Origin of the sequence: Psychromarinibacter halotolerans (assembly GCF_029168315.1) — a bacterium.
In the GTDB taxonomy this organism is placed as follows: Bacteria; Pseudomonadota; Alphaproteobacteria; order Rhodobacterales; family Rhodobacteraceae; genus Psychromarinibacter; species Psychromarinibacter halotolerans.
Window position 1 is genome coordinate 41370 of record NZ_JARGYD010000004.1, and the last position, 25836, is coordinate 67205.

General features: G+C 66.2%; 23 protein-coding genes. 17 read left to right on the top strand and 6 right to left on the bottom strand.

From position 1 onward, the window contains the following. Positions 1 to 148 precede the first annotated feature (148 nt). Positions 149 to 823 carry a GntR family transcriptional regulator gene (locus P1K30_RS11315; protein ID WP_275632846.1) on the bottom strand — a complete coding sequence of 225 codons (675 nt, stop codon included), beginning with the start codon at positions 821 to 823 and terminating at the stop codon, positions 149 to 151. Positions 824 to 1014: 191 nt separating this feature from the next. Between P1K30_RS11315 and P1K30_RS11320 the strand changes: the two genes are divergently transcribed. The 7 genes from P1K30_RS11320 to P1K30_RS11350 all read left to right on the top strand — a co-directional run bounded on the left by P1K30_RS11320 (position 1015) and on the right by P1K30_RS11350 (position 9206). Further along, positions 1015 to 2037 carry a TRAP transporter substrate-binding protein gene (locus P1K30_RS11320; RefSeq protein WP_275632847.1) on the top strand — a complete coding sequence of 341 codons (1023 nt, stop codon included), beginning with the start codon at positions 1015 to 1017 and terminating at the stop codon, positions 2035 to 2037. Between the two features lie 131 nt (positions 2038 to 2168). Further along, a complete protein-coding gene (locus tag P1K30_RS11325; RefSeq protein WP_275632848.1) occupies positions 2169 to 2990 on the top strand; it encodes a TRAP transporter small permease subunit in 822 nt (273 codons plus the stop codon). Then, positions 2983 to 4581, top strand: coding sequence for a TRAP transporter large permease (locus P1K30_RS11330; protein WP_275632849.1), 1599 nt, complete (start codon positions 2983 to 2985; stop codon positions 4579 to 4581). Before P1K30_RS11325 ends, P1K30_RS11330 begins: the two co-directional genes overlap by 8 nt. Before the next feature lie 319 nt (positions 4582 to 4900). Further along, complete coding sequence (locus tag P1K30_RS11335; RefSeq protein ID WP_275632850.1) at positions 4901 to 6412, top strand: UxaA family hydrolase; 1512 nt, start codon at positions 4901 to 4903, stop codon at positions 6410 to 6412. A 54-nt stretch (positions 6413 to 6466) separates the two neighbouring features. Beyond that, entirely contained in the window at positions 6467 to 7429 is a 963-nt protein-coding gene (locus tag P1K30_RS11340; RefSeq protein ID WP_275632851.1) for a DMT family transporter, read from the top strand. Continuing rightward, positions 7426 to 8313, top strand: coding sequence for an NAD(P)-dependent oxidoreductase (locus P1K30_RS11345; protein WP_275632852.1), 888 nt, complete (start codon positions 7426 to 7428; stop codon positions 8311 to 8313). Before P1K30_RS11340 ends, P1K30_RS11345 begins: the two co-directional genes overlap by 4 nt. Continuing rightward, a complete protein-coding gene (locus P1K30_RS11350; protein ID WP_275632853.1) occupies positions 8313 to 9206 on the top strand; it encodes a sugar kinase in 894 nt (297 codons plus the stop codon). Before P1K30_RS11345 ends, P1K30_RS11350 begins: the two co-directional genes overlap by 1 nt. A gap of 151 nt (positions 9207 to 9357) precedes the next feature. Here the strand turns inward: P1K30_RS11350 and argE are convergent, their stop codons facing one another. Both argE and P1K30_RS11360 read right to left on the bottom strand, forming a co-directional pair. Then, positions 9358 to 10512: an acetylornithine deacetylase gene (gene argE, locus P1K30_RS11355; RefSeq protein ID WP_275633293.1), complete on the bottom strand. Its 1155-nt coding sequence runs from the start codon at positions 10510 to 10512 to the stop codon at positions 9358 to 9360. Positions 10513 to 10587: 75 nt separating this feature from the next. Further along, a complete protein-coding gene (locus P1K30_RS11360; RefSeq protein WP_275632854.1) occupies positions 10588 to 11775 on the bottom strand; it encodes a M24 family metallopeptidase in 1188 nt (395 codons plus the stop codon). A gap of 159 nt (positions 11776 to 11934) precedes the next feature. Here P1K30_RS11360 and P1K30_RS11365 point away from each other — a divergent pair, with 159 nt between their 5' ends. The 6 genes from P1K30_RS11365 to P1K30_RS11390 all read left to right on the top strand — a co-directional run bounded on the left by P1K30_RS11365 (position 11935) and on the right by P1K30_RS11390 (position 19937). After that, complete coding sequence (locus P1K30_RS11365) at positions 11935 to 12459, top strand: outer membrane protein assembly factor BamD (protein ID WP_275632855.1); 525 nt, start codon at positions 11935 to 11937, stop codon at positions 12457 to 12459. Positions 12460 to 12535: 76 nt separating this feature from the next. Further along, on the top strand, positions 12536 to 13270 hold the full coding sequence (locus tag P1K30_RS11370; RefSeq protein ID WP_275632856.1) for a prepilin peptidase: 735 nt from the start codon (positions 12536 to 12538) through the stop codon (positions 13268 to 13270). Positions 13271 to 13356: 86 nt separating this feature from the next. Continuing rightward, complete coding sequence (locus tag P1K30_RS11375) at positions 13357 to 14892, top strand: tetratricopeptide repeat protein (RefSeq protein ID WP_275632857.1); 1536 nt, start codon at positions 13357 to 13359, stop codon at positions 14890 to 14892. Continuing rightward, on the top strand, positions 14889 to 16088 hold the full coding sequence (locus P1K30_RS11380) for a tetratricopeptide repeat protein (RefSeq protein WP_275632858.1): 1200 nt from the start codon (positions 14889 to 14891) through the stop codon (positions 16086 to 16088). The genes P1K30_RS11375 and P1K30_RS11380 overlap by 4 nt, the downstream gene beginning before the upstream one ends. Before the next feature lie 142 nt (positions 16089 to 16230). After that, on the top strand, positions 16231 to 16683 hold the full coding sequence (locus P1K30_RS11385; RefSeq protein ID WP_275632859.1) for a hypothetical protein: 453 nt from the start codon (positions 16231 to 16233) through the stop codon (positions 16681 to 16683). Positions 16684 to 16865: 182 nt separating this feature from the next. Then, positions 16866 to 19937, top strand: coding sequence for an FG-GAP-like repeat-containing protein (locus P1K30_RS11390; RefSeq protein ID WP_275632860.1), 3072 nt, complete (start codon positions 16866 to 16868; stop codon positions 19935 to 19937). 14 nt (positions 19938 to 19951) lie between these two features. Here the strand turns inward: P1K30_RS11390 and truA are convergent, their stop codons facing one another. Beyond that, a complete protein-coding gene (gene truA / locus P1K30_RS11395; protein WP_275632861.1) occupies positions 19952 to 20713 on the bottom strand; it encodes a tRNA pseudouridine(38-40) synthase TruA in 762 nt (253 codons plus the stop codon). A gap of 155 nt (positions 20714 to 20868) precedes the next feature. Next, on the bottom strand, positions 20869 to 21063 hold the full coding sequence (locus P1K30_RS11400) for a hypothetical protein (RefSeq protein ID WP_275632862.1): 195 nt from the start codon (positions 21061 to 21063) through the stop codon (positions 20869 to 20871). Here P1K30_RS11400 and P1K30_RS11405 point away from each other — a divergent pair. Continuing rightward, the gene (locus P1K30_RS11405; RefSeq protein ID WP_275632863.1) at positions 21062 to 21208 is read left to right on the top strand and encodes a hypothetical protein; all 147 of its coding nucleotides are present in this window, start codon (positions 21062 to 21064) and stop codon (positions 21206 to 21208) included. The two genes, P1K30_RS11400 and P1K30_RS11405, sit on opposite strands and share 2 nt — an antisense overlap. Before the next feature lie 130 nt (positions 21209 to 21338). On the opposite strand, the gene P1K30_RS11410 is transcribed toward P1K30_RS11405, so the two are convergent. Beyond that, positions 21339 to 21533 (bottom strand): hypothetical protein, encoded by a 195-nt coding sequence (locus tag P1K30_RS11410; RefSeq protein WP_275632864.1) that lies wholly within the window; start codon positions 21531 to 21533, stop codon positions 21339 to 21341. Between the two features lie 257 nt (positions 21534 to 21790). On the opposite strand from P1K30_RS11410, the gene P1K30_RS11415 reads away from it, so the two are divergent. The 3 genes from P1K30_RS11415 to P1K30_RS11425 all read left to right on the top strand — a co-directional run bounded on the left by P1K30_RS11415 (position 21791) and on the right by P1K30_RS11425 (position 25778). Continuing rightward, the gene (locus P1K30_RS11415) at positions 21791 to 23329 is read left to right on the top strand and encodes a DUF1036 domain-containing protein (RefSeq protein ID WP_275632865.1); all 1539 of its coding nucleotides are present in this window, start codon (positions 21791 to 21793) and stop codon (positions 23327 to 23329) included. A gap of 4 nt (positions 23330 to 23333) precedes the next feature. Next, positions 23334 to 24530, top strand: coding sequence for a DUF1036 domain-containing protein (locus P1K30_RS11420; RefSeq protein WP_275632866.1), 1197 nt, complete (start codon positions 23334 to 23336; stop codon positions 24528 to 24530). Between the two features lie 210 nt (positions 24531 to 24740). Next, positions 24741 to 25778: a Hint domain-containing protein gene (locus P1K30_RS11425; RefSeq protein WP_275632867.1), complete on the top strand. Its 1038-nt coding sequence runs from the start codon at positions 24741 to 24743 to the stop codon at positions 25776 to 25778. Positions 25779 to 25836 lie beyond the last annotated feature (58 nt).

The window sequence follows — 25836 nt, forward strand, 5'->3', positions numbered from 1 at the left end:
CGCTGCCCCCGTCGCGCGGTCCGCGCGACTCCCCCGAGGTATTTCCGAAGAGAAGAAGCAGGGCGGTCCGCCCCGTCTTTGGTCCGGAAATATCCCGGGGTGCGCGAGGGGCTGGCCCCTCGTACGCGGCCGTCATAAAGGCGCACCCTCAGCCCGTCTCTGACATGCGGGGGGCGGTGTCCGGCGTCGGCAGCAGGTTCCGGCAAAGATGGCTGTGGATCGCGTCCCGGCTGGCGGCGACGTCGCGGTCGAGCGCGGCTTCGAGGATGCGCTGGTGTTCGACGATGTTGCCGTCGCGGTGCGCGTAGCTGCGGTCGGGGGACACGATCTGCTGGCGGAACCGGGCATAGATGGTACGGAAATTCTGCTGCAGGACCGGCATCTCGGCGGCGCCCATAAGCGACAGGTGAAATTCGAGTTCGGCATCGCTCCAGTGCTTGAGGACGCCGACCACGTCGCCGGTGCGGCGGATGCGGTTCTCGATATGCGACAGCTTGTGATGCGCCGCGGTCATCTGGGCTTCCCACTCGATGCCGCCGCGGGCAATCGACCGTTCGACCCCGGCCTGTTCCAGCACGATTCGAAACTCGGTCACGTCGTGCAGCAGCTGGTCCGATCCGGCGACGACGCGAAATCCGCGCTGTTCCTCGTAGTCCAGCAGCCCTTCTGATGCCAGCCGCAACAGGATCTCGCGGATCGTATTGGCCGAGACGTTGAAGTCCGCCGCCACGTCAGTTGGCCGCAGTTTTTGGCCAAGCCGGTAGTGCGCCATGATCATCCGGTCGCGCATCTGTCGCAGAATATCCGGGGTCTGTTGCTTCAAGGGGCGCTCTTCGTGGGTGGTTGCACGGAACTTGAGCAAGATTGAAACAGAAAATTTGACATTGCAAATAAATTTCAAAATTTCGCAGATTGGAGACTTTTTGTTTGCGTGACGCGTTCGGGTTGCTACAACACGGGTGTTGGCGGCAACGGGGGGGAGCCCGGAGCGCGCCGGAAACTGGGAGGAGACCTATGAACACGTTTTGCAAGGCGGCGCTTGCCGCTGGGACCATTGCGCTTGCCGGTTCGACCGCACTGGCGCAGAGCACCACGCTTCGTATCCAGACGCACTATGCCCCCGAGACCGTTTCGGGCAAGCTGGCGGCGGAATACATCGACAACGTCCAGACCATGTCGAACGGCGAGATCGAGATCGAGATGTTCTACTCGTCCTCGGTCGTGGCCACCGTCGAGACCTTCGACGCGGCGTCGAACGGCATCATCGACTGCGACATGACCGGCGGCGGTTATCAGACCGGCAAGAACCCCGCGTTCCAGTTCGTCGGCGACATCATGGGCGGCTACTCGACCCCGTACCAGCAGCTGAGCTGGCTGTACTACGGCGGCGGTCTCGACGCGGCGCAGGACCTGTACAACCAGTACGGCATGCAGCTGGTCGGTTGGTGGGTCTATGGCCAGGAATCGCTGGCGTCGTCCAAGCCGATCCGCAACGCCGAAGACTTCAAGGACTGGAAATTCCGGTCGCCCCCGGGCATGGAAACCAAGATCTTCGAAAAGCTGGGCGCATCGCCCATCGTGATGGACTTCACCGAGATCTTCACCGCGCTTGAAACCGGCATCATCGACGGCGCCGACGCGTCGGGCATCGCCAACAACATGGGCATGGGCCTGTACGACATCGTGAAGCACGCCAACTTCCCGGGCTTCCACTCGATGCCGTCCGACCACCTGACCTGCAACAAGGCCGTCTGGGACGGGATGCCCGAGCATCACCGCCGCATCATGTCGGTCGCGATGGAATCGCTGGCCCTGCGCACCGCGCTGACCTTCGAGAAGGCCAACGCCGAGGCCGTCGCACAGCTGAAGGAACAGGGTGTCACCATCCACGCCTGGTCCGACGAAGACCTGCAGGCCTTCCGTGACGCGGCGCAGGCCACCTGGCCCGAGTTCGCCACTTCGCCGGAAGCCGAGGCGCTGGTCGCAAGCCACATGGACTATCTGCGTCAGCTGGGTCTCGTCTCCGAGACGAACTAAGCCGCGATGCGTCGCGACTGACCACGACACTTCGGCGAGCCCCGGGAACGGGCTCGCCGTTTTCGACAGGGCGCGGCGACAGCGCCCGTTGAACGGGAAGGGCGCGGAACCGCGCCGTGGTGGAGGTTTTCATGGAACAACAGAGCGTCTGGCTCGGTTCGCTGCGCGGCCCGGTCAGGATGGCGGCCATCGGGATGACGGCGCTGGCCTGTCTGATCGCGGCCTATCTGATCCTCGGGCAGATCTTCGGCTATAGCGATGTCGGGATGTACGAGATGCTGCGCCCCGCCGGGCGGCCGGTGGTGGCGGCGATGCTGATCGCGCTTGCGCTGTCGCTGGTCTTGGCCTCGGTCTATCTCAGCGACACACGCGGCTCGATCGAGACGGAACCCGCGGGGTTCTTCGACATCGTCTCGCTGATCTGCGGGCGGCTGGCGATGCTGTCGGTCGTGTTCATCGTCGTGGTCATGTTCTACGAGGTCTGCGCCCGCTACCTGTTCGAGAAACCCACGCTGTGGGCGAACGAGATGTCGCTATGGATTGCAGGCTTTCTGTTCCTGCTGGCGGGGCTTTACGCCATGCAGCAGCGCAGCCACATCCGGATCTACATTATCTACGACATCATGCCCCGCTGGGCGCAGAAGACGGCGGACTGTATCTCGGTCCTGCTGATCTGGATCTTCGCCGTCTCGCTGGTCTGGGGCGGCTATAACGAGGCGCGCGACAAGATCCTGCGGATGGAGGCCTTCGGCACAGCCTGGGATCCGCCCATCCCCGCGACGATCAAGCTGGGCATCCTCGTCATCATCACGCTGGTCGCGATCCAGGCGCTGTCGAACCTGATCGCGGACTGGAACAAGGCGCCCGAGCACCACTCGCCCGCCGACGAGATCGACGAGACCGAGATCGAGAACATCAAGGCCACCCTGAGAGAGGACACCAGGAATGGTTGATATCGGGACCCTTTCGCTGATCCTGCTGCTGGCGATGTTCGCGCTGCTGGCGATCGGCATGCCGCTGGGCTTTGCCTCGGCCTTCCTGGCCGTGGTGACGCTTGTGCTGAAATTCGGACCGGACCTTCTGTTCGGCGACTTCGGGCGCGGACCGCTCGCCGTACTGACCCAGTCTGTCTATCGGCAAATGACGAACTACTCGCTGATATCGGTGCCGTTGTTCATATTCATGGCGTCATTGCTGGAACGGTCCGGCATCGCGCGTGACATGTATTCGTCCCTGAACGTCTGGCTAAGCCGGGCGCGCGGCGGCATCGCGATCGTGACCTCGATCATGGCGGTGATCATGGCGGCGATGTCCGGCATCATCGGCGGCGAGGTCGTGCTGCTGGGCCTGATCGCGCTGCCGCAGATGCTGCGGCTGGGCTACAACCAGAACCTCGCCATCGGCACCATCTGTGCCAGCGGTTCGCTGGGCACGATGATCCCGCCGTCGATCGTGTTGATCTTCTACGGGCTTGTCACGGAAACCTCGATCAAGGCGCTGTTCACCGCGTCGTTCCTGCCGGGCTTCATGCTGGCGTCGTTCTACATCGTCTACATCATAATCCGCACCCAGTTGCGCCCGGAACAGGCGCCCTTGCCCGAGCCGAAGGAAGGCGAACCGGCGGGCGGGCAGAAGTTCCAGATGTTCCTTGGCTTCCTGTCCTGCCTGGTGGTGCTGGCCAGCGCCGTGCTGACCCTGCGCGCGCTGTTCTTCCTGCTGACCGGCGCGACCGTTCTGGTCGAGGGCGAGGATCCCATTCCGCTTGGCATGCCCTCGGACCTGCCGTGGCTGATCGGCGCGGGGGTGCTGGGGCTGGCGCTGATCTTCGTGGTCTTCGGCGTCGAGCGCACCAAGGCCGGCTGGCATATGGGCAAGGGCCTTGTTGCGCCGATCGTGGTGATCGGGGTGGTGCTTGGGTCGATCTACGGCGGCATCACCGGCATCACCGAGGCCGCCGGCATGGGCGTGATCGCGGTCTTCGTGATCGGGCTGATCCGGCGCGAGATGACCTTCGACATCGTGTGGGATTCGGTCATGCGCACGCTGAAGTCGACCGGCACAATCATCTGGGTGACCATCGGCGCCGCCTCGCTTGCGGCGGCCTACACCCTTGCGGGCGGGCCGCGCTATGTGGCGAACCTGATCGTGGGGGCCGACATGCCGACGATGACCATCATCCTCGTGATGATGCTGATCTTCCTGATCATGGGCATGTTCATGGACTGGGTCGGCATCGTGCTGCTGGTGATGCCGGTGTTCCTGCCCATCGTGCTGCGCCTGCCTGTCGAAGAACTCGGCTGGCTGGGCACGCTGGACCCGAAGAACGTGGGCATCTGGTTCGGGGTGGTGTTCTGTATGAACATGCAGGTCAGTTTCCTGTCACCTCCATTCGGCCCAGCGGCCTTTTACCTGAAGTCGGTGGCACCCGCGCACATCTCGCTGACCGACATCTTCAAGGGCTTCCTGCCATTCATCGCGATCCAGATGCTGGCCCTGTCGGTACTGCTGATCTGGCCGCCGATCGTCGAGATCCTGCTGGACTGATGAGACCCAAAGCCGGGGGGACGCTGTCCCCCCGGACCCCCCCTGAGGTATTTTGAAAGAGAAGAAGGTCCGGTCGAATCTGGCTTCTTCTCTTTCCAAATACCTCGGGGAGCGCGAGGGGCTGGCCCCTCGCTTCGGCGGGTGCAAACGGAGCCCGGTTCGAAGTGGGTGTTGTGGTTGCCGCCCGCATTGTGCAGAAACTCCGACAAGAGGGGCCGCCATCACCCGCAGGGCGCGGCGGTCGCCGTCCGCCGACATCCGTCAGGACCGCCGGCGCGCCGGAGGAGGCGCGTGCGCGGCCAAGCCAGGGAGCCCAAACATGGAACCTTTCGTGCGTCTCGACCCCAGCGACAACGTGGTTACCGCCACCCGTGCGCTGGAAGCGGGGACCGAGATCGAAGGGGTGAAGACCACCGGTCTGATCCCCTCGGGCCACAAGATCGCCACCCGCGCCATCGCCAAGGGCGAGGCCGTCCGCAAGTATGCGCAGCTGATCGGGCTGGCGCATGAGGACATCGCGCCGGGCGATCACGTCCATACGCAGAACCTCGATTTCATCGGTACCGATGTCGAGTATGAGTATGGCACCGATCAGCGCCCGGTCGAGATGGTTGACGAAGACGCGCGCGATACCTTCATGGGCTATCGCCGCGCGAACGGGGGCGTCGGCACCCGGAACTACATCGCCATCGTGACCTCGGTGAACTGTTCGGCCACCGCCGCCCGGCGCATCGCGGATCACTTCACGCCCGAGGTGCTGGCCGATTACCCCAATGTCGACGGCGTCTGCGCTTTCGTGCACGGCACCGGTTGCGGTATGGCCGGCGACGGAGAGGGGTTCGAGGCGCTGCAGCGGGTGATGTGGGGCTATGCCCGGCATCCGAACCACGCTGGCGTGCTGATGGTCGGTCTTGGCTGCGAGATGAACCAGATCGACTGGCTGCTGGAGGCTTACGGGCTGAAGCAGTCCGACACCTTCCAGGTGATGAACATCCAGGGCGTCGCGGGTCTGCGCAAGACAATCGAAATGGGTATCAAGAAGGTCGAGGCGATGCTGCCCATCGCCAACGAGGCCAAGCGCGAGCCGTGCCCGGTGAGCGAGTTGAAGGTCGCGCTGCAATGCGGCGGCTCGGACGCGTGGTCCGGCATCACCGCGAACCCCGCGCTGGGCTTTGCCTGCGATCTGCTGGCCGGGCAGGGCGGCACCGGGGTGCTGGCGGAGACGCCCGAGATCTACGGCGCCGAGCACCTCCTGACCCGGCGCGCCGTCACGCCCGCCGTGGGCGAGAAGCTGGTGGGCCTTGTGAAGTGGTGGGAGGATTACACCGCCCGCAACAAGGGCTCGATGGACAACAACCCCAGCCCCGGCAACAAGAAGGGCGGCCTGACCACCATTCTTGAAAAGTCGCTGGGCGCGGCGGCGAAGGGCGGCACCTCGCCGCTGGCGGGCGTCTACAAGTACGCCGAGCCGGTGACGGCGCGTGGCTTCACCTTCATGGACAGCCCCGGCTACGACCCGGCCTCGGTCACCGGCCAGATCGCGGGCGGCTGCAACGTCGTGGTGTTCACCACCGGGCGCGGGTCGGCCTTTGGCTCGAAGCCCGCGCCGACGATCAAGGTCGCGACCAACACCGAGATGTACGGCCGCATGATCGAGGACATGGACATCAACGCGGGCGCCATGCTGACCGAGGGCCAGTCGCTGGAGCAGAAGGGGCGCGAGATCTACGAGAAGATCATTGCCGTCGCGTCGGGCGAGGTGACCAAGTCGGAAGGCCAGGGCCTTGGCGATTACGAGTTCGTGCCGTGGCAGATCGGGGCGGTGATGTAGTCGCATGCCCGGGACGCCGTCCCCCAACCGCTTCGCGCGGGCGGCCTGACCAGGATGGCCGCCCCGCTTCCCCGCGAGGACCGGACCGCCGCCGGCCTGTTGCTGATGGCGCTTGCGATGGTCCTGTTCACGGGCATCGATACTTCGGCGAAGACGCTGATGCTGGCCGGGCTGGCGCCGCTGCAGGTGGTGTTCGTCCGCTATGCTGGGCATTTCGCGATGTGCCTGCTGGTTTATCTGCCGCAAGAGGGCATGTCGGCCTTTCGGTCCGCCGCGCCGCGCCGACAGCTGTTGCGGGCGGTGCTGTTGCTGGGCAGCACGGCGCTGAACTTCACCGCGCTGAAATACCTGCCGATCACCCTGACCACGACGATCATGTTCGCGGCGCCCATCGTGATCACACTGCTGGCGATCCCGATCCTGAGCGAAAAGGTGGGGCCGCATCGGATCGTCGCGGTTTGCGTGGGGTTCGTTGGCGTGTTGGTCACGATCCGGCCGTGGGATGTGTCCTTTGAGCCAGAGGTTTTCTTTACGCTCGGGGCGCTTTTGTGCTCGGCGGGATATTTCATCATGACGCGGATGCTGGCGGGGATCGACAGCAATGCCACCGCGCAGCTGTGGGGCGCCGGACTTGCCACGCTGGTGCTGGCGCCGTTCGGGATCGCAGCGTGGGTTGCGCCGGACAGCGAGCTGACCGTGGCGGTGATGCTGGTGATCGGGGTGCTCGGCGCGCTGGGTCATATCGCGGCGACGATGGCGCACCGGCTGGCCGATGCGTCGGTGTTGGCGCCGATGGTCTACACGCAGATCCTGACGGCGGCTGTGGCCGGGGTGCTTGTGTTCGACACCTGGCCCACGGTCTGGACGCTGGGTGGCGGGGCGATCATCGTGGCGTCGGGCCTGTATATCTGGCACCGCGAGCGGCAGCGCAGCGGCCTGAAACTGCGCGCGATGCGGGCCAGCCCTTATGGCCCGAGACGGCAGACGGAACAGGATCAAGGGAGGAAAGACGGATGACGACAACAGAGATCGGATTCATCGGGCTGGGCCTGATGGGCGCGGCGATGGTTGGCCGCCTGCAGGACCGCGGGTACGCGCTGACGGTGCTGGGACACCGCAACCGCGCCGGGGTCGAGGCGGCTGTCGGGCGTGGCGCGACCGAGGCGGCAACCGCCCGCGATCTGGCGGCGGCGTCGGACATCGTGATGCTGTGCATGGGCACGTCGGATCAGGTCGAGAGCCGGATGCGCGGTCCCGATGGCGTGATCGCGGGGCTGCGGCCCGGGGCGGTGGTGATCGACTTCGGCACCTCGCTTCCCGCGTCGACCCGCGCGCTGGGCGAAGAGGTCGCCGCCGCCGGGGGCACGTATCTTGACGCGCCGCTGGGCCGCACGCCTAGCCATGCAAAGGACGGAAAGCTGAACATCATGGCGGCGGGCGACACGGCGGCCTACGAGCGGGTCCGCCCGGTGCTGGACGATCTGGGCGAGAACGTCTTCCACCTTGGGCCGCTTGGGTCCGGGCACACGATCAAGCTGATCAACAACTTCATGGCGATGACGATGGCCAACGGCATGGCCGAGGCGTTCGCGATGGCGGATGTCATGGGCGTTCCGCGGCAGGGGCTGTACGACGTGATGTCGGCGGGGCCGCTGCATTCGGGGATGATGGATTTTGTGAAGGCCTATGCGATTGACGGCGACCCCACCGGGTTGGCCTTCGCGGTGAAGAACGGGTTGAAGGACGTCGGCTATTACGCGCGGATGGCGGAAGAGGCGGGCGTGGACAGCATGATGTCGGGCGCCGCGCTGGGCGCCATGACGGCGTCGGACGCGGCAGGGCGCGGCGAGACGATGGTGCCGGAGCAGGTCGATTTCTTTGCGGAAAGGTTCAAGGGCTGATGCGCGTCGCCTGTGTCGGAGAAGCGATGGTCGAACTGTCGCTGGACGCCGCGCCGTCCACCGCGGCTCGGCTTGGGTTCGCGGGGGATGTGCTGAACACGGCGATTTATCTCAAGCGGAGCGCGCCGGAATTGCAGGTGGATTTCGTCACCCGCGTGGGGCGCGACGCCTTTTCGGACCGGATGGTCGGGTTCATCGCAGCCGAAGAAGTCGGGACCGGTGCCATCGGACGCAGCGACGACCGCAACGTGGGCCTGTACGCGATCACGACGGATGCGCAGGGCGAACGATCCTTCACCTACTGGCGCGACAGTTCTGCGGCGCGGACCCTGTTTCAGGCGCCGGACGGGCCGGATTTCTCGGTGCTGGAAGGCTATGACGTGGTCTATTCGTCCGCCATCACGCTTGCGATCCTGTCGCCCGACGTGCGCGGCGCACTGATGACGTGGCTGGATGAATTTCGCGCGCGCGGCGGACGGGTGGCGTTCGATTCCAACTATCGCCCGCGCCTTTGGCCGGACGAGGCCACCGCGCACGCGGCGATCGAACGGGCATGGCGCAGCTGCGATATCGCGCTACCCTCTGTCGATGACGAGATGGCGGTCTTCGGCGATCCGGATGCCCCGGCCGTGCTGGACCGGCTGACGGGGTGGGGCGTGCGTGACGGCGCGCTGAAACGCGGCGCGGACGGGCCGGTATCGCTGGGCGAGGCCGTCGAGGCGCAGTATGCGCCCGCCGCGCAGGTGGTCGACACGACTGCCGCCGGCGACAGTTTCAACGGCGGCTACCTTGCCGCGGCGCTGACCGGACGGGGGCAAAGGGACGCGCTGCGGGCCGGTCATGACCTGGCGTCGATGGTGGTCGGTGTGAAGGGTGCGATCGCGCCGCGCTGATGGCGCGGGGGCGAGGCGTGCGGGCTGAGAGGCGGAAGGGGGCTCTGCCCCCGTCGCTGCGCGACTCCCCCGAGGTATTTTGCAAGAGAAGAAGCGGGATGGCGTCATCCGACGGTGTATGGGTGCGCGGCGAGGGCGCTTGGAACATGCCTTACAGGCGTGCGCCCAGCCGGGTGAGCATGTCGAGGCACAGGCCCAGCTGCGCGCGCGAGATGAACTCGTCCGCCATATGGGCTTGCTGGATCGAGCCGGGGCCGCAGACCACCGCGTCGATGCCGAGCGACTGGAACAGCCCCGCCTCGGTGCCGAAGGGGACGATGTGGGTGCCGTTCGCGCCGGTCAGCGTGCAGCACAGGTCGCGGGCGGCGTTGGTGTCCATCGGTTCCAAGCCCGGCACCTCGGCCACGGTGCGGGTGACGATGCCGGCCTCGGGGTCCACCGCGCGCATCGCCGGAAGCAGCACGTCGGCCACGTAAGCCTCGAGATCGGCCTTCACGAAATCCGCGTCGCCGGTGACGACGGGGCGCATTTCCCACGCGATTTCGGCGCGGGCGGGGATCACGTTGTGGGCATGGCCGCCGGTCAGGGCGCCGACGTTGATTGTGGTCCACGGCGGATCGAACCGGCTGCCCGGTGGCGTGCGCGCCTTTAGCTGGTCCTTCAGGTCCAACAGGCGGGCGACGTAGCGGCTGGCGAATTCCACCGCGTTTACGCCGCGGTCCGGGGCCGAACCGTGGCCTTCGAGCCCTGTGAACTCGGTGTAGTATTCGTAGCAGCCCTTGTGGCCTTCGATCACCCTCATCTCGGTCGGTTCCCCGATGATCGCGAGCGCGGGCCGCATCTTGCGCTTTTTCAGCAGCGCCACGAGGGCCTGCGCGCCAAGGCAGCCGACTTCCTCGTCATGGGTGAAGACGAAATGCAGGGGGCGGTTTTTCACCTGTTCGGCCAGCATCGGCGCCGCCTCGACGCAGGCGGCGATGAAGCCTTTCATGTCGCAGGTGCCGCGGCCGTACAGCAGGCCGTCGCGTTCGACCATCTCGAACGGATCGTGGGTCCAGGGCTGGTCCGCCACCGGCACCACGTCGGTATGGCCGCACAGCATCAGCCCGCCGTCGCCCTCGGGGCCGAAGGTGGCGACGAGGTTGGCCTTGGTGCCGCTTTCATCGTGCATCACCTCGATCCGCGCGCCCATGTCCTCCATGCGGCGGGCGAGGTAGCCGATGACGTGGATGTTCGAGTCCGACGACACGCTGGGAAACGAGATCAGGTCGCCGAGCGTCGCGACGGTTTGGTCCAGAAGGGTCATGGCCATGCTCTGCAACCTGGGGCGGCGAGTTGCAACCCGGCGGACGCCACGGGAGGGCGCCGGGTCGCGCGTGGGTCAGTGTTTCACGAACAGTTCTCGGGGCAGGTCGCAGAAGGTCTCGGCCGGCCCGTCCTCGGTAATCAGGATCGACTCGGTGATCTCCAGTCCCCAGGTCTCCATCCAGAGGCCGGGCATGAAGTGGAAGGTCATGCCCGGTTCCAGCACCGTTTCGTCCTCGGGGCGCAGCGAGATGGTGCGCTCGCCCCAGTCCGGCGGATAGCTTAGCCCGATGGGGTAGCCGCAGCGCGCGCCGCGCTGGATGCCTGCGCGGTCCATCGCGGCCCCCAGCGCATTGGCGATGTCGCAGGCCCGGTTGCCCGCGCGGGCGGCGTCAAGCCCGGCTTCCAGCCCCTCGATCAGCGCCTCTTCGCCGCGTTTGATGTGATCGGGCATGTCGCGGCCCAGAAACACCGAGCGGCACAGCGGCGCGTGATACCGGCGATAGCAGCCCGACAGTTCGAAGAAGGTGCATTCGCCTTCCTGCATCGGTTCGCCGTCCCACGTCAGGTGCGGCGCGGCGGCGGAGGGGCCCGAGGGCATCAGCGGCACGATGGCGGGGTAGTCGCCCCACGCCTCGTCGGTGCCCTCGATCCCCGCACCCATCAGGCGGGCGGCGATGTGGTTCTTGGCGACGCCGGGCGCGGCCAGTTCGATCGCCAGCCGGTTGATCTTTTCCGAGATCTTGGCCGCCTTGCGCATGAAGGCGATCTCTTCCGCCGACTTCACCGCGCGCTGCCAGTTCACCAGCGCGGTGGCATCCACCAGCGTGGCGTCGGGCAATTCCTCGACCAGCGTGGTGTAGGCCTTGGCGGAGAAATAATAGTTCTCCATTTCCAGACCGATCTTGCCGGTGCCCAGCCCCTGACCGCGCAGAAGCGACGCAAGGTGCTGCATCGGGTGCAGTTCGGTCGACTGAACGAAGTGGTCCGGGTAGCTGTCGATGCCGGTGCGTTCGGTGTCGACGGTGCGCAGCGCGCCGTTCGCGTCCTGCCGTCGACCCCACCAGTAGGGGCGGTCGTTCAGCGGCAGGATCACCGCCTGGTGCACGTAGAAGGACCAGCCGTCGTACCCCGTCAGCCACGCCTGGTTCGACGGGTCGGTCACGATCATCACGTCGAGGCCGCGCGCCTCCATCTCGGCGCGGGTCTTCGCAAGACGGCGGTCGTATTCGGCGGCGGAGAAGGGGGGTGTGGTGTCGGTCATGCGGGAAGCTTTCCTGCGGAAGGTCCGGATGTCGAGAGGGCGAAACGAATTTTCCGAAGGGCTGCCTTAGTCTTGCCCAACTTTTGTGGAAAAGATGACACGAAATCGAGCAAGGCGCGAAGAACAGCGCCCGAAACATAAGAATACCAAGGGGTTCGCATGATACAGGCAGCTCTTATCAAGGTCGTCCTTGTGTCCGGCATAGGCTTGGCGCTGGCGGGGTGCAAGGGCGTCGATGTGTCCACCAGCCGCGCGGGGTTCAAGGCGAACTATCTTGTCGCACGGGTCGCGCTGGAAGGCGGGCAGTATGACAAGGCGCTGCGCCAGTACGCGTCGCTTCTGCGCACCGCCGGACCGCTGGAACCCCGCCTGCGGCTGGAATACGCGCACGCCCTGCTGCGGGCCGGAAAATACGGCAAGGCCGCCGATGAAGCGCGCCGCGTGTCGATGGAGCTGTCGGGCACCGGCCGGTCCGCCGCGCTTGCGGTGCTGGGCACCGCCGAGCACGAAACGGCACGTGCGGCGATCCTGAAGGGCAAGACCGGGCTTGAAACGGCGAACCGGATGAAGGCCGCGAAAGCCGCCCTGACCGAGATGCTGGCGAACAACCCCGAGCTTGACCCGACGGGCGGCATGGCGACGCGGCTGCAACAGATCGAGACAGAGCTGTTCACGGTCCTCTGAGCCGCCCCGCTTGTCCGGATGGACGTGGGCGCGCTAGACGCCGTGGCATGCGCCTGCTGTTTCCCGCATTCACGCTATGACCGGTGATTGGCCCATCGCCCTGTTCGTGCTGCTGGCCGGACCGGCGGTGGGATCGTTCCTTGGCGTCGTCGTCGACCGGGTCGCGGACGGACGAAGCCTGTGGTCGCGCTCGGCCTGCGAAGCCTGCGGCGCCCGGCTTGGGGCGCTCGACCTTGTGCCGATCCTGTCTTCGGTGCGCGGGCGCTGCCGCCATTGCGGTGTCGAAATACCGGGCCACCTGCTGCGGCTGGAGATCGCGGCGCTTGCCGCCAGCGCGATTGCCGTGGCGCTGGCCACCGGCCCGGCCACGATGCTGGCGCTTGCCGCTTTCCTGTGGTGCCTTGTCGGGCTGTTCTATGCCGACCTGCTGCACTTTCGCCTGCCGAATGTTCTGACCGCCGCGCTGTTTGTCGCGGGGCTTGCGCTGGCCGCCGTGACGCCCGGGCGGAGTGTGCCAGAGGCGCTGGCCACGGCGGCGGCGGGTGTGCTGGTGTTCTGGCTGCTGCGCATCGGCTACCGGCGCTTGCGCGGGCGGGACGGGCTGGGGCTGGGCGATGTGAAGATGATGGCCGGTCTCGGCGCCGGGCTTGGCCCCGAGGCGCTTCCGCTTGCGGTGCTGGCCGCCGCCGTCCTTGCCCTGCTGGTGGCGGTGGTCGAGGGGTGGCGGGGCGGCGCTGGGCTGAACCCGCAGGCCCGCGTGCCGTTCGGGGCGTGGCTTTCGGGTGGCGCGGTGCTGGCGCTATTGCTGTAAGCCGCCTCCGCCCCTTGCACCGTGAGGTTGTTTTTGGTCCTGTGAAGGCCCGATCCGCGCCTTGCCCCTTCGAAGGATAACCCCCGATGTCCCTGCCGTTCCCCCCGTTCCATGTCCGCAGCGGACTGGGCGCCGCCGTTCTTGCGCTGTCGCTGGCCGGGGCCGCGATCGGGCAGGACGCTGCGCCGATGACGATGGAGCAGGTCGAACAGGCCTACCTGTCCGGCGACCGGGCCGCCGCGCGCGAGGGTATCCTGCCCATCGCCGAGGCCGGGGATGTGACGGCGCAGTACCGGCTGGGGTTCATGCTGGGCGCCGGAGAGGGCGGGCCGGTCGACAGGGCGGGCGCGATCGAGTGGCTGGAAAAGGCGGTGGCGCAGGGGCATGGCCCGGCTGTGCTGTTGCTGGCGCGCGCCTATCTGTCGGGATCGCCGGAAGCGCCGGACTATCTTCGTGCCGCCGAATTGCTTCAGATGATTGCGGGGCCTGACCAACCCGAGGCGGCCTATCTGCTGGCGCAGCTTGCCCGGTCCGGCCGTGCGGGCGCGGCGGACCCCGAGCGCGGGTTCGAGCTGATGCGCATCGCGGCGGAAGCGGGGCACCATGGTGCGCAGTTCCAACTGGCGCGGCTGTATGCCAACGGGCTTGGGGTCGCGCAGGACGAAGCGCAAGCGATGCGCTGGCTGTTCCAGTCCGCCGATGCGGGCTGGGCCCCGGCGCAGATGGCCTTGTACGAAGGATACAACACCGGCGAGGGCTTTCCGCAGGATCGCGACAAGGCGCTGGAGTGGCTGAGCAAGGCGGCGGACGCGGGCTATGGCGAGGCCGAGCATGTTCTCGGTTCCAACTACCTGCTGGGCGAGGGCGGTCTGGAAGAGGATGCGCTGCGCGGTGTCGCCTATCTTGTGCGGGCGGCCGAGAAGGGGATCGCCGGGGCGCAGTCGAACCTTGGGTTTGCCTACTATACCGGCAAGGGGGTCGGGCAGGACGACGCCAAGGCGTTGGACTGGTTCCGCAAGGCCGCCGATCAGGGGCTGGCGCGCGCGGCGGCGGCGGCGGCCCAGATGTTCGAGGCCGGGCGCGGCACCCCGGCGGATGTCGAGCGCGCGGTCTGGTACTACCGCATCGCCGATCAAGGTGGCAGCCCCTATGCCGGGGCGCGGCTGGGACGCATGATCGTCGCGGGCGACTATACGGCGGATGACCAGCCCGAGCTTGGGCCCAGCTGGGTCGCGCAGGCGGCGGACGCCGGGGTCGAGGGCGCGGTGGAGTGGCTGCAGGCCCGCGCGACGGACGGGGACTCGCTGTCGCATTATATGCTCGCGGCGCTGTTCCATGAAAGCGACACGGTGGGCCGCGATGCCGGTTCGGCGGCGCGCCACATGCGTCTTGCGGCAGAGGCGGGCGTTGTCCCCGCGCAATTGTCGCTGGGCCAGTTCTACGCCGAGGGCTTCGGCGTCGAGCAGGATCTCGTGCAGGCGCATGTCTGGACCAACATCGCCGCCTCGAACGGCAGCGACGAAGGCGCCGACCGTCGCGATGACTTCGCGGCGCTGATGACCCCGGACGAGATTGCCCGGGCGCAGGACCTTGCGCGCGACTGGCCGGGCCGCGACAGGTGATCCGCGCGCTTCTCGTCCTTCTGCTGCTGACGGCGGCACCGCTGGCAGCACAGGCGCAGCAGGACCTTGCGGCCTTGCAGGCGGCGGCAGAGGCGGGCGATCCGCAGGCACAGTACCGTCTGGCCGAGGTCTACCGCAGGGGCGAGGGTGTGCCGCAGAATTTTGTCCGCGCGGCCGAGTGGTACGCGGCCGCCGCAGATCAGGGCCTGCCCGCCGCGATGAACGCGCTGGCGGGCCTGTACGCGGGCGGGCTTGGCGTGCCGAACGACCCGGCCCGAGCCTTTGATCTTGTCACCACGGCGGCGCAGTCCGGAGAAGCCGAGTACCTGCACAACCTTGCGGCTGTGACCGAGGCTGGCATCGGCACCCCGGCGGACCCGGCCCGCGCGGCGGACCTGTACGCACAGGCGGCGGCGCTTGGCTGGGCCGACAGCGCGGTGGCGCTGGCATTGCTGTATCAGGACGGTCGGGGCGTGCCGCAGGACATTCCGCGCGCGGTCGAGCTGTACACTGCCCCGGCGAACGCCGGCCACCCGCGCGCGCAGAACAACCTTGGGCTTATCCTGTCGCGGGGCGAGGGCGGCGTGGAACAGGATTACGCCGCAGCTGCCGAGTGGTTCCGCCGCGCCGCCGAGACCGGCCTGCCAGAGGCGATCCGCAACCTTGGCGTGATGTACGAAAACGGCTTCGGGGTGCCGCTGGACGAAATCGAAGCCCAGCGTCTTTATCGGCTTGCCGCGCTGGCGCCGGGCCAGTCGGCGGACGCAGAGGGCGATGCCACGGGCCTTGCGCTTCTGTACGACGACCGCCTGTTGCCGCCCGACGCCGGACGGCTGGAAGACTATGCCGCCGCCGCCAGCGCCGGGGACCCGACGGCGGAATTCCTGCTGGGCTACATCCGGGCCAGCGCAGCGACGTCGGGCGCCGACTATCTTGAAGCGGTCCGGTTGTTCGAAAGCGCCGCCGCCAAGGGATCGGCCGCGGCGATGGCCAATCTCGGCATCCTGATGTTCGAAGGGCGTGGCGCCCTGCAGGATTACGTCGCGGGGTACATGTGGCTGTCGCTCGCCGCCACGTCGGGCTTCCCCGGCGCTGCCGCGACCCGCGATGAACTTGCGCGCCGCATGACCCCGGACCAGATCAACGCCGCCAACGCCGCTGCGGAACAGGCATGGGCCGACCGTCAGCGGGACTGACACCCACCCCGTCTTTGGTCCACAAATATCCCGGGGAGCGCGAGGGGCAGGGCCCCTCGTTCCCGCGCGCCGGGTGTGTGCGCCGTTGATCGGGATGGCCTGCGGGGGTATCGTGGCCCCGCAACCGCAAAGGAGCCTTCGCATGCGATCCCCCATTTCCGCCGCTGCCCGTCTCGCGCCCCTTGTGCTGGCCGTGTCGCTGTCCAGCGCCGCCTTCGCGGCCCCGGATATCGAGGCGCGCGTGCAATCGACCTCGATCTCTTTCGCGGGCGGGCAGAACTTCAGCAACGCAGTGCTGACCGTGACCGGTCCCGACGGCTACATGAGAGAGGAAAGCGCAACGCGCGGCATGCCGATCTTCCGCTTGCAGACCGCCGGGCGGCTCGTCGACGGATATTACCAGTTCGCGCTGACCGCCGCGACGGACGAAGTCATCCCGCTGCGCAACAAGATGGACAATGGCCGCGGCCCCGAAGCGCGGACGACCGAGTACCGCGCCTTCAACATGTCCGGCGCGTTCCGGGTGCAGCAGGGCCTGATCGTCCCGATCGACGAAACCGCGGGCGAGGGCGCGGACACCGACGCCACCGAATGACCCGCGCAACCCCCGAAGCTGTCGGGGGGAATGCAACGGGAAATTGCATGTCTCGCCGCGCGGTGTACTGTATGGCGCGAAGCGACCCGTGACGTCCCGCGTCCCGTGGTCGTGACGATTGCGGACCGGGGCCAAGGCAACGATGGGCCCCATTTCGGTCCGCTGCCACGCGGAGAAAGACGATGAACCAGCTGGTCGCCAAATCCAATGAGAAGCGGCTGCTGTTCGCCGTCCTGCTGTGCGTCATTCTGGCCTTCGTGTTCTGGACCCAGTCCCGCTATCCCGCGCTGAACGAGAAGGCGATGATGTCGGGCGCGATCCAGCTAGAGGATCCGCTGGGCTTCGAGGCGAAGTTCCCGCTGGATCCGTCGATGGGCACGGTCGAGCGGATCTTTCTGTCGACCCTTAACTGGATCAACACGAACAAGAAGGGCATGACCTTCGGGATCCTGTTCGCCTCGGCGTTTCTGACGCTGTTCGGCTACCTGCGCAGGCGCAGTTTCCGTGGCGGTTTTGCGAATTCGTTCTTGGGGCTGGTGATCGGCGCGCCCCTTGGGGTCTGCGCGAACTGCGCCGCTCCGATCGGCAAGGGGATGTATGCGGGCGGCGTGCGGGCAGAAACCGCGCTGTCGGCGATGGTCGCCTCGCCCACGCTGAACATCATCGTGCTGACGATGGCGTTCTCGCTGCTGCCCTTCTACATGGCCGCGGCGAAGATCGGCCTGTCGCTTCTGGTCATCCTTGTCGCGGTGCCGCTGATCTGCCGCGCGCTGCCCACCGAACAGCTGCAACGCGTCGCCGCGCCGGACGTGCCCGGTCAGGTCGAGGGCCACGCCGCCGAGTACCGCGAAGGCTTTGCCGCCGCCTTCTTCGAATTCGTCAAAAGCTTCGCCGCGAATTTCTGGTTCATCGTCAAGACCACCGTGCCGCTGATGCTGATGGCGGGCTTCCTTGGTGCTATCGCCGGGACCTTGCTGCCGCAGGACATGGTGATGGGCACGTCCTTTTCGGTCGGCATCCTCGTGCTGCTGGCCCTCGTCGGGACCTTCCTGCCGGTGCCGATTTCATTCGATGTGGTCGTCGCCGGGGCGCTGCTGAGCGCGGGGCTGTCGCAGGGTTATGTCTTCGCGCTGATGTTCACACTGGGCGCGGCGTCGATCTATTCGTGGTTGATCATCTCGTCCACCATCTCGATGCGCGCGGCGAACCTGCTGCTGGCGGCGATCTGCGCGCTGGGCATCCTCGGTGGCGCGGCCTCGCAGTGGTATCACAATTGGCAGTCCGACCGCGCGCTGGAAATGCTGTTGTCCGTCGAACGCCTGCTTCTGCCGGCAGCCGAGGCGCAGGAGGCCGCGCCGGTCGTCGAAAGCGACAGCGAGGTCCGGGTGTCCTCGACCCCCTTCGCCCCGCCGTCGCCTGCGGCAGTGACCCCGTTCACGCGGGTCGAGGCCGACACGGTCGGGATCGACCGTCCGCTTGAATTCTCGATGAAGGATATGTGGCCGCCATTCTGGGAGGGCCGCAGCATGTCCACCGGCGACATCGACCGGGACGGCGATCTGGACCTTGTCAGCGCCTCGACCGAGGCGGGGCTGTACATCTACTTGAACGACGGCGCGGGCGGCTTCACCCGGTCGGACGACGACGTGTCGCCGCTGGCGGATCTCGACGTGTTCAACGCGGCGTTGGTCGACATCGACAACGATGGCTGGCTGGACCTGTTCCTTGCCACCTACCTTGATGGCAACTTCTGGGTTCGCAACGACAACGGCCGGTTCCTGACCGATGCGGCGCATCCTGTCGCCAACACGCCCGATGCGCCGCTGTCGCTGTCGATGACCTTTGGCGACGTGGATCTGGACGGCGACCTTGATGCGGTGATGGGGAACTGGACCGCAGGCTGGTATCGCCGCATCCCGGGCGAGGAATCCCGCAACCGGGTGGTCCTAAACGACGGCGGCGTGATGGACGGGTCGCTGTACACCGATCTTCCCGGCCTGCCGGGCGAGACGCTGACGATCCTGCTGTCTGACGTGAACCTAGACGGCGCGCCGGACCTGCTGGTCGGCAACGATTTCGAACTGCCCGACTACCTGTACTATGGCGACGGGGCGGGCGGCTTCACCCCGGTGACCAAGGCCGACGGCGTCCTGCCGCACACCACCAACACCACGATGGCGATCCGCACCGCCGATCTGCACAACGACGGCGTGCCCGAGTTGTACTTTGCACAGATCGCGGGCCGGTCGTCCGGCGTGTCTTCGACGCTGAAGATGCAGGACCTCGACCTGTATTGCGACACCATTGCGAATGCCGACGCCCGGGCGCTGTGCGACCGGAACATGGAGATCAAGACGTGGTACAAGTCGGGCAACCGCTTCGACCCGACCTATGCCGCGAACTGTCAGGCGCTGGACGGCGACCTGCAGGCCGAGTGCAAGGCGATGCTGGTCAAGGACCTTGCGATCCAGCGCCGCGACCCTTCTCTGTGCGCGCTGATCCCGGCCGAGCGGCGGCAGGAGAAGGCGTATTGCGACCTGCATTTCAAGCCCGCTGAACTACCGCTTCAGTCGGTGTTCGACACCACGGTCCCGCAGATCATGCGCGCGAACGTGTTGCTGACACTGGGCGAGGGCGGCGTCTACGAGGACACCGCCGGTCCCGAGGGGCTGGAGGTGGGCGGCTGGTCGTGGGATGTGAAGGTCGGCGACTTCGACAACGACGGCTTTCAGGACGTCTATATCGTCAACGGGACGTGGGTGCCGAACGAGGTGTCGCCCTCGAACCTGTTTTTCCGCAACAACGGCGATGGCACCTTCACCGAGGCGTCCGGTCCGTTCGGGCTTGAAGACTACCTGATGACCGCCGCCGCCGTGTCGTTCGACATGGATGGCGACGGCGATCTCGATATCGTTTCTCAGCCGGTCAACGGCCCGGTCGTGGTGTTCCGCAACAACGCGCAGGACACGAAAGCGGTCACCGTGTCGCTGGTGGACGGGCGGGGGAACAGCCACGGCATCGGGACGCGGCTGACCGCCGAGCTGGAAGACGGCACGCGGATGACGCGAGAGATCACCGTGGGCGGCGGGTTCATGTCCTTCGACGCGCCGGTCGCGCATTTCGGTCTGGGCGAGGCCGAGGCTTTGTCCACGCTGTCGGTGCGCTGGCCCGACGGCGAAGTCTCGACCATCCGGGGACCGCTGCCTGCGGGCGCCGCCTATGTCGTCGAGCGTCTGGGCCAGCCTGTGCAGTAGGACGGTGGCGTGGGTCAGTCCGCGCTGAACGGATCCTCGGGATAGCCGACGCCGGTCAGGTACAGCCCGTCCGGCGGTGCAACGGGGCCGCAGGCCGCGCGATCAACGGCCTCTAGCGCGGCCTTCACGTCCTCCGGCGCCCAGGACCCGGCGCCGACCCGTTCCAGCGTGCCGACGAAGCTGCGCACCTGGTTGTGCAGGAAGGATCGCGCGCGGACGCGGATACGGACTTCGTCGCCGTCCGCGGTCACCGTCACCTCGTCCACCGTCTTCACCGGGCTTTTCGCCTGACATTCCGAGGCGCGGAAGGTGGTGAAGTCGTGCAGGCCGACAAGATAGTTCGCCCCCGCCTGCATCGCCGCTGCGTCCATCGCGTTCGGGACCTTCCACGCCAGCCCCCGGTCGTGGGTCAAAGGCGCGCGGCGGCAGATCATGCGGTACAGGTAACGGCGTTCGACAGCCGAGAACCGCGCGTGCCAGTCGTCCGACACCCGCGCGGCGTCGACCACGGCGACAAGCGCCGGCTTCAGATGATAGTTGATCGCCTCGGACAGGCGGAACGGATCCCAGTCCCGCGCCATGTCGCAATGCGCGACCTGTCCGGTCGCATGGACGCCGGTATCGGTCCGGCCTGCGGCACCGATGCCGGGCGCATCCGGTTCAAGGCGGCGGATCGCCTCTTCCACGGCCTGCTGGACGGAAGGATGCTCCTTCTGCCGCTGCCAGCCGGAAAAGGCGCCGCCATGATACTCGATCTTCAGGGCGTAACGGGGCATGGCCGTTCGCTTATCGCGACCTGTCCGCCCGCGCAATCTGCCGCGCTTGGCAATGGGGGCAGGCGGGCACGAAAAAGCCCCGGGGCCGGGGGCCCGGGGCTGATTTGGTTCGGCGACGACGGCGCATCGCGGCGCCGCCCTCGTCGTGCAAGACCTTAGTAGGTGGTCTTGATGCCCTGCGACGACAGGTGCGAGCCGATGGTCTGGCCGTAGTCGTCGGTGGCGCCACCAACGGTGGTCAGAACGGCGATGCCGAGGCCGACGATGGCAGCGGTCAGCACGACCCAGTCGACGGTCACGGCGCCATCTTCGTCGGAACGGAAGCGGTTGATCAGGTTGAACAGTTTCATGGTCTCTCTCTCCATCAATCCTGCCCGCAAGCAGCAGCAGGTGTTTGTATTGCCCTTTGCTCGCGGGACTTTCTTCCCACTCGCTGGGGCTGGTTTTGATGCCGAAATCGGGCAGGAATTCGTTCAGAGCGGTACGAATTCATAGCATTCTGGCCGTCTGTTTCCGGTCCTGCGCCTATCACCGTCCAAAGGGGTGTATTGCCCCAGCGTCACCTGCATGAGAAAGGGCCGCGTCCAGTTGGAACGCGGCCCTGTCGTTATTGAAAACGCTTAGATTAGTAAGTCGTCTTGATGCCCTGCGAGGACAGGTGCGAGCCGATGGTCTGGCCATAGTCGTCGGTCGCGCCGCCGACGGTGGTCAGGACGGCGATGCCGAGGCCGACGATAGCAGCGGTCAGAACGACCCAGTCGACGGTCACGGCGCCGTCTTCTTCGGCGCGAAAGCGGTTGATCAGGTTGATCAGTTTCATGGTTCTCTCTCTCACAAAAGAATTCGAAAGTCTCAGTCCGGGTTCATCGCGACCTCTCGGGGGGCCTTCAGTCGCGACATGGCTATGGTTAACGATGCAACGGGGCGGGATTGCGGCGCATGGCGGATGATTTCGGGGTAACTGCGGGGCGGTTCCGGTTATCTGCACGATCGGAAAAAAGTCGTGTTCTGCGTTCTTTACCTGGACCGAAAGGCCCGATTAATGTGGTTTCCAAAATGCCAGCATCGGAGGGTGGCTTGACCTATTTGAAGCAGTTCATTGTCGCAGGAACATTGATTGTCGTCGGAGACCAAGCGCATGCCGCGCTGCGGTTCTGTAACGAGACCGAGCATGTCCAGAGCGTCGCGATTGGGTATAGCGGTGATCGCGACTGGATGTCCGAGGGCTGGTGGAACATCGATCCGGGCGAATGCTCGACCGTGGTCGGCGGCAACCTCACCAAGCGCTACTATTATTACCGCGCCGAAGTGAACGCGGGCGACTTTGCGGGCGGGACCTTCAATTTCTGCACCACGCCCGAGGAATTCGAGATCATCGGGGACACCAACTGCGAACAGCGTGGTTACGACACCGAGGGCTTCCGCGAGATCGACACGGGCGAGACCGCGACCGATTTCACCTTCACCCTGACCGGCGACGGCACTGCGCCCCGCTCGGAAGACGGCCCGGCGACCGACACGCCGGAACTGGGGCTGAGCATCTGTAACTCGACCTCCGAGGTTCAGTCGGTCTCGATCGGCTATGAAACCGATAGCGGTTTCCTGTCCGAAGGCTGGTGGAACGTCGAGCCGGACGACTGCGCGCTGGTGCTCGCGGGGGAACTGCAGCAGCGGTACTATTACTACCGCGCCGAGGTGAACGGCGGACCGTTCGACGGCGAGGGGTACATGTTCTGCACCACGCCCGAGGTCTACGAGATCGAAGGCGACACGAACTGCGAAGCGCGGGGCTACGACTCTGAAAGCTTCACCGAGATCGACACGGGCCCGACCGCGGTCGGCCATGTCGAATACATCACCGCGAACGGCGAGGCGCCGCCGCAGACCACCCCGGACGCGGGACCTGTCGGGGATGCCGGGCTAGAGATCTGCAACGACACCGCGGACGTCCAGTCGGTCACCATCGGCTACGAGGGCGCGGAAGACTGGACCTCGGAAGGGTGGTGGAACATCGACCCGGGCGCGTGCATGGTTCCCGCGCTGGACGGCGTGAACCGGCGGTACATCTACTATCGCGCCGAGATCGACGGCGGCGACTTCTACGGCGAAAGCTATTTCTTCTGCACCACGCCAGAGGCTTTCGTGATCGTCGGCGACACCGAGTGCGAGGCGCGCGGCTATGACCGCGAGGACTTCGCCGAGGTCGACACCGGCGGCACCACCGGAACCTTCACCCTGACGCTGGTGTCGCCCAACGAAGTCGACGGCGGGCCGGTGGGTGACGACCGCGTCGGGTTCCCGGACGAACCGAAGGTTCCCGGTGATCCGACCGATACCGATGCCGACACTGACGTGGCCCCGGACGAGGACACGGCCGAGACCGACACGCCGGAACAGCCCAGCTTCGACTTTGGCGTCCCCGGCGAGGACGACGAGGCCGTCGCGACGGATACCGACACCGACACGGCGCCGGACTTCGACTTCGACACGCCCGATACGCCAGAGACGGATACGCCCGACACGCCGGAAGCGGACACCCCGGACCCGGATACGAGCGTTCCGGAAGACGACGCCGAGCCGACACCGACGCGGCGCGGCGGAACGCGCGGGGGCTGACGCGATGCGTCCGACGCGTATCCTGCCACATGTGATCGCGGGCGGCCTTTGGGCCGCCCTTGCGACCGGCGCGCACGCTGCGCTGGAGATCTGCAACGATACGAACACGCTGCAGACGGTCGCGATCGGCTACAAGGGCGACCGCGACTGGGTGTCCGAGGGCTGGTGGAACATAGAAGCCGGCGATTGCGCGGTCGTATTGGCGGGCGGGCTGACCCGGCGCTATTACTACTATTACGCGGAATCCTCGAATGAGGATTTCGAGGGGCAGGATTACCGCTTCTGTGCCTCGGACGAGATCTTCACCATCGAGGGCGACACGGGCTGCGAGGAACGCGGCTATGAGACGTTGTCGATGCGCGAGATCGACACCGGCGAACGGGCGCGCGACTTTACGCTGACGCTGGTCAATTCGGGCGGCAATCCGACCGGGACCGACAAGATCGCGCCGAAGATCGAGGACGAAAGCGCACCGCCCACGGCCGAGGTGAACGAAGGCGTCAACGACAGTTCTTCGGGGCCCGGCGGTCCCGGCGGCGGAGCGCCTGTGACAGAGACGGTGCAGGACACGACCATCGTGCCGGAAGAGATCCCGATGACCGTCTCGGCCGAGGATCTTGTGACCGACATTCCCGCAGGTAACCACGGCAGGGCGTTCGAGACCACGGCGCTGTTCCAAGGCTGCGAATTGGACGGCGGGCGCGAGATGTGCTCGTTCCACGCGGGCGACTGGAAAATGCGCGTGTTCTATCGCGGCCCGACGCCCGAAGCGTTGATGTACGCGCTGGAGGAACTGGCGGTGAACATGCCGGTGTACCTGAAGGCCGACATGGTCGAAACGCACGGCAACACCGCCGCCATCGTCGTGCGCGCCGTCGAACCGCGGCCGGGCGACGACGTGGATTCGCGTTTGCGCGCAACGCTGCAGGGCGACTGGGTCGATACGTCGGATCAGCGGTGGGAGATGACGGTCAGCGGGTCCGAAATCCATTTCCGGCAGAACGGCGACTATTCGGGCAGCCGCTTCATGCGGATCGCACGGCAATGCGACGGCGCGACAGGAGAGGGGCCGTTCCTTGTTCAGATCAACGCCGAGAACAACCGCCGCACCTGCTACAGCATCGACCGCGCGGAACCGGGTCGGCTGGAACTGACGGACGTGCGGCGTGGACGAACCACCAGCTATCGAAAGATGCGCTGACCGTCGAAATCCGCCGGTTCGGCCACAGTGAAATTCGGCTGCCTGAGGGCTGGTCGTGCCGGCTGAGCCTTGGCGAAAAGCTGCGAAAGGGCGTCGTCAAGGGAGAGTTTTCCTTGACGGCACCCGGCGTGCACTGGATTCCTGTGTCGAAAGTGTGCCCGAGTAGGGCGGAACCATCTCGACGCGTACGACGGGAACAGGAGTAATACTTTGCCCCTTTACGATTTTCAGACGACTGCTCTGCCAACTACGACCGTCACGCTCATATCCGGTGTCGGTTTTACCTATGTTGCGGACGGCGTGAAGTTCACTGTGTCCTTCACGAATGCGTCGAACCAAGGCGACGTGGTTGTCACTTTCGGCGCGCCGGGCGGCGGCATTCCAGGGCCGTTCTATATTGCGGACTCGCTGACCTTTGACACGGCCCCATCGACGGTTCCGGATGTCATCCGCCTGACGCTGGAAAGCACCGCCGACACTGACAACACTGTGTTTACCGGGACCGCGTTGAATCCCGTCGCCCTTCAAATGGACGGTAGCTTCAATAGCGGGTCGTTCGACATTGCATTCACCGATTCCATCAACGGAACCGGCACGGTGTCCTACACCACCTACACGTCGAACCAGCTTCTGACCGCCGTTGGCAGCTTCACCGGGATCACTTTCACATCCAGCCTGACCTCTGGCACTGATAACGCGCAGATGATGAACTCGCTGTTCGTGAACAGCCTTGAATGCTTCTGCGAAGACACCCTGATCACCACCCCGTCCGGCCAACGCGCGGTGCAGGATCTGGCCGAAGGTGACGAGGTTCTGACCGCCGATGGTCGCACTGTCGCCATCCGCTGGCTGGGCCGCACGATGGTCGACCCCGCAGTCAGCGACGCCGCCCGCGTGTCGCCGGTCCGGATCTCGAAAGGGGCGCTGGGCAATGGTCTGCCGGAACGCGACCTGCTGGTCTCGGCGGAACATGCGGTTGCACTGGACGGCAAGCTGGTCAACGCCGGCGCGCTGCTGAACGGCACCACGATCCGCCGCGACAAACGCACCGAGCCCTTCGCGTATTACCACGTTGAAACCGACGCCCACGAGCTGATCCTGGCCGAGGGCGTGGCGGCCGAAACCTATCTGGAACAGCGGTCCGACGTCGCATTCGACAATGCCGACACCCGCATGTCGCGCGTCGTTCCCGAGATGGACCTGCCGCGCGTGGCGTCCAGCCGTCTGCTTCAGGCCACCGCCGCCTGACGTCAGACCCAAGGCGTATCGCTTTTCACACCGCCCTGCCGGGACACCGGCGGGGCGG

Excerpts from the sequence above, each read along its gene's own strand:
- P1K30_RS11320 (WP_275632847.1), top strand. The coding sequence starts at position 1,015 with ATGAACACGTTTTGCAAGGCGGCGCTTGCCGCTGGGACCATTGCGCTT.
- P1K30_RS11325 (WP_275632848.1), top strand. The coding sequence starts at position 2,169 with ATGGAACAACAGAGCGTCTGGCTCGGTTCGCTGCGCGGCCCGGTCAGG.
- P1K30_RS11330 (WP_275632849.1), top strand. The coding sequence starts at position 2,983 with ATGGTTGATATCGGGACCCTTTCGCTGATCCTGCTGCTGGCGATGTTC.
- P1K30_RS11335 (WP_275632850.1), top strand. The coding sequence starts at position 4,901 with ATGGAACCTTTCGTGCGTCTCGACCCCAGCGACAACGTGGTTACCGCC.
- P1K30_RS11340 (WP_275632851.1), top strand. The coding sequence starts at position 6,467 with ATGGCCGCCCCGCTTCCCCGCGAGGACCGGACCGCCGCCGGCCTGTTG.
- P1K30_RS11345 (WP_275632852.1), top strand. The coding sequence starts at position 7,426 with ATGACGACAACAGAGATCGGATTCATCGGGCTGGGCCTGATGGGCGCG.
- P1K30_RS11350 (WP_275632853.1), top strand. The coding sequence starts at position 8,313 with ATGCGCGTCGCCTGTGTCGGAGAAGCGATGGTCGAACTGTCGCTGGAC.
- argE (WP_275633293.1), bottom strand. The coding sequence starts at position 10,512 with ATGACCCTTCTGGACCAAACCGTCGCGACGCTCGGCGACCTGATCTCG.
- P1K30_RS11360 (WP_275632854.1), bottom strand. The coding sequence starts at position 11,775 with ATGACCGACACCACACCCCCCTTCTCCGCCGCCGAATACGACCGCCGT.
- P1K30_RS11365 (WP_275632855.1), top strand. The coding sequence starts at position 11,935 with ATGATACAGGCAGCTCTTATCAAGGTCGTCCTTGTGTCCGGCATAGGC.
- P1K30_RS11370 (WP_275632856.1), top strand. The coding sequence starts at position 12,536 with ATGACCGGTGATTGGCCCATCGCCCTGTTCGTGCTGCTGGCCGGACCG.
- P1K30_RS11375 (WP_275632857.1), top strand. The coding sequence starts at position 13,357 with ATGTCCCTGCCGTTCCCCCCGTTCCATGTCCGCAGCGGACTGGGCGCC.
- P1K30_RS11385 (WP_275632859.1), top strand. The coding sequence starts at position 16,231 with ATGCGATCCCCCATTTCCGCCGCTGCCCGTCTCGCGCCCCTTGTGCTG.
- P1K30_RS11390 (WP_275632860.1), top strand. The coding sequence starts at position 16,866 with ATGAACCAGCTGGTCGCCAAATCCAATGAGAAGCGGCTGCTGTTCGCC.
- truA (WP_275632861.1), bottom strand. The coding sequence starts at position 20,713 with ATGCCCCGTTACGCCCTGAAGATCGAGTATCATGGCGGCGCCTTTTCC.
- P1K30_RS11405 (WP_275632863.1), top strand. The coding sequence starts at position 21,062 with ATGGTCTCTCTCTCCATCAATCCTGCCCGCAAGCAGCAGCAGGTGTTT.
- P1K30_RS11400 (WP_275632862.1), bottom strand. The coding sequence starts at position 21,063 with ATGAAACTGTTCAACCTGATCAACCGCTTCCGTTCCGACGAAGATGGC.
- P1K30_RS11410 (WP_275632864.1), bottom strand. The coding sequence starts at position 21,533 with ATGAAACTGATCAACCTGATCAACCGCTTTCGCGCCGAAGAAGACGGC.
- P1K30_RS11420 (WP_275632866.1), top strand. The coding sequence starts at position 23,334 with ATGCGTCCGACGCGTATCCTGCCACATGTGATCGCGGGCGGCCTTTGG.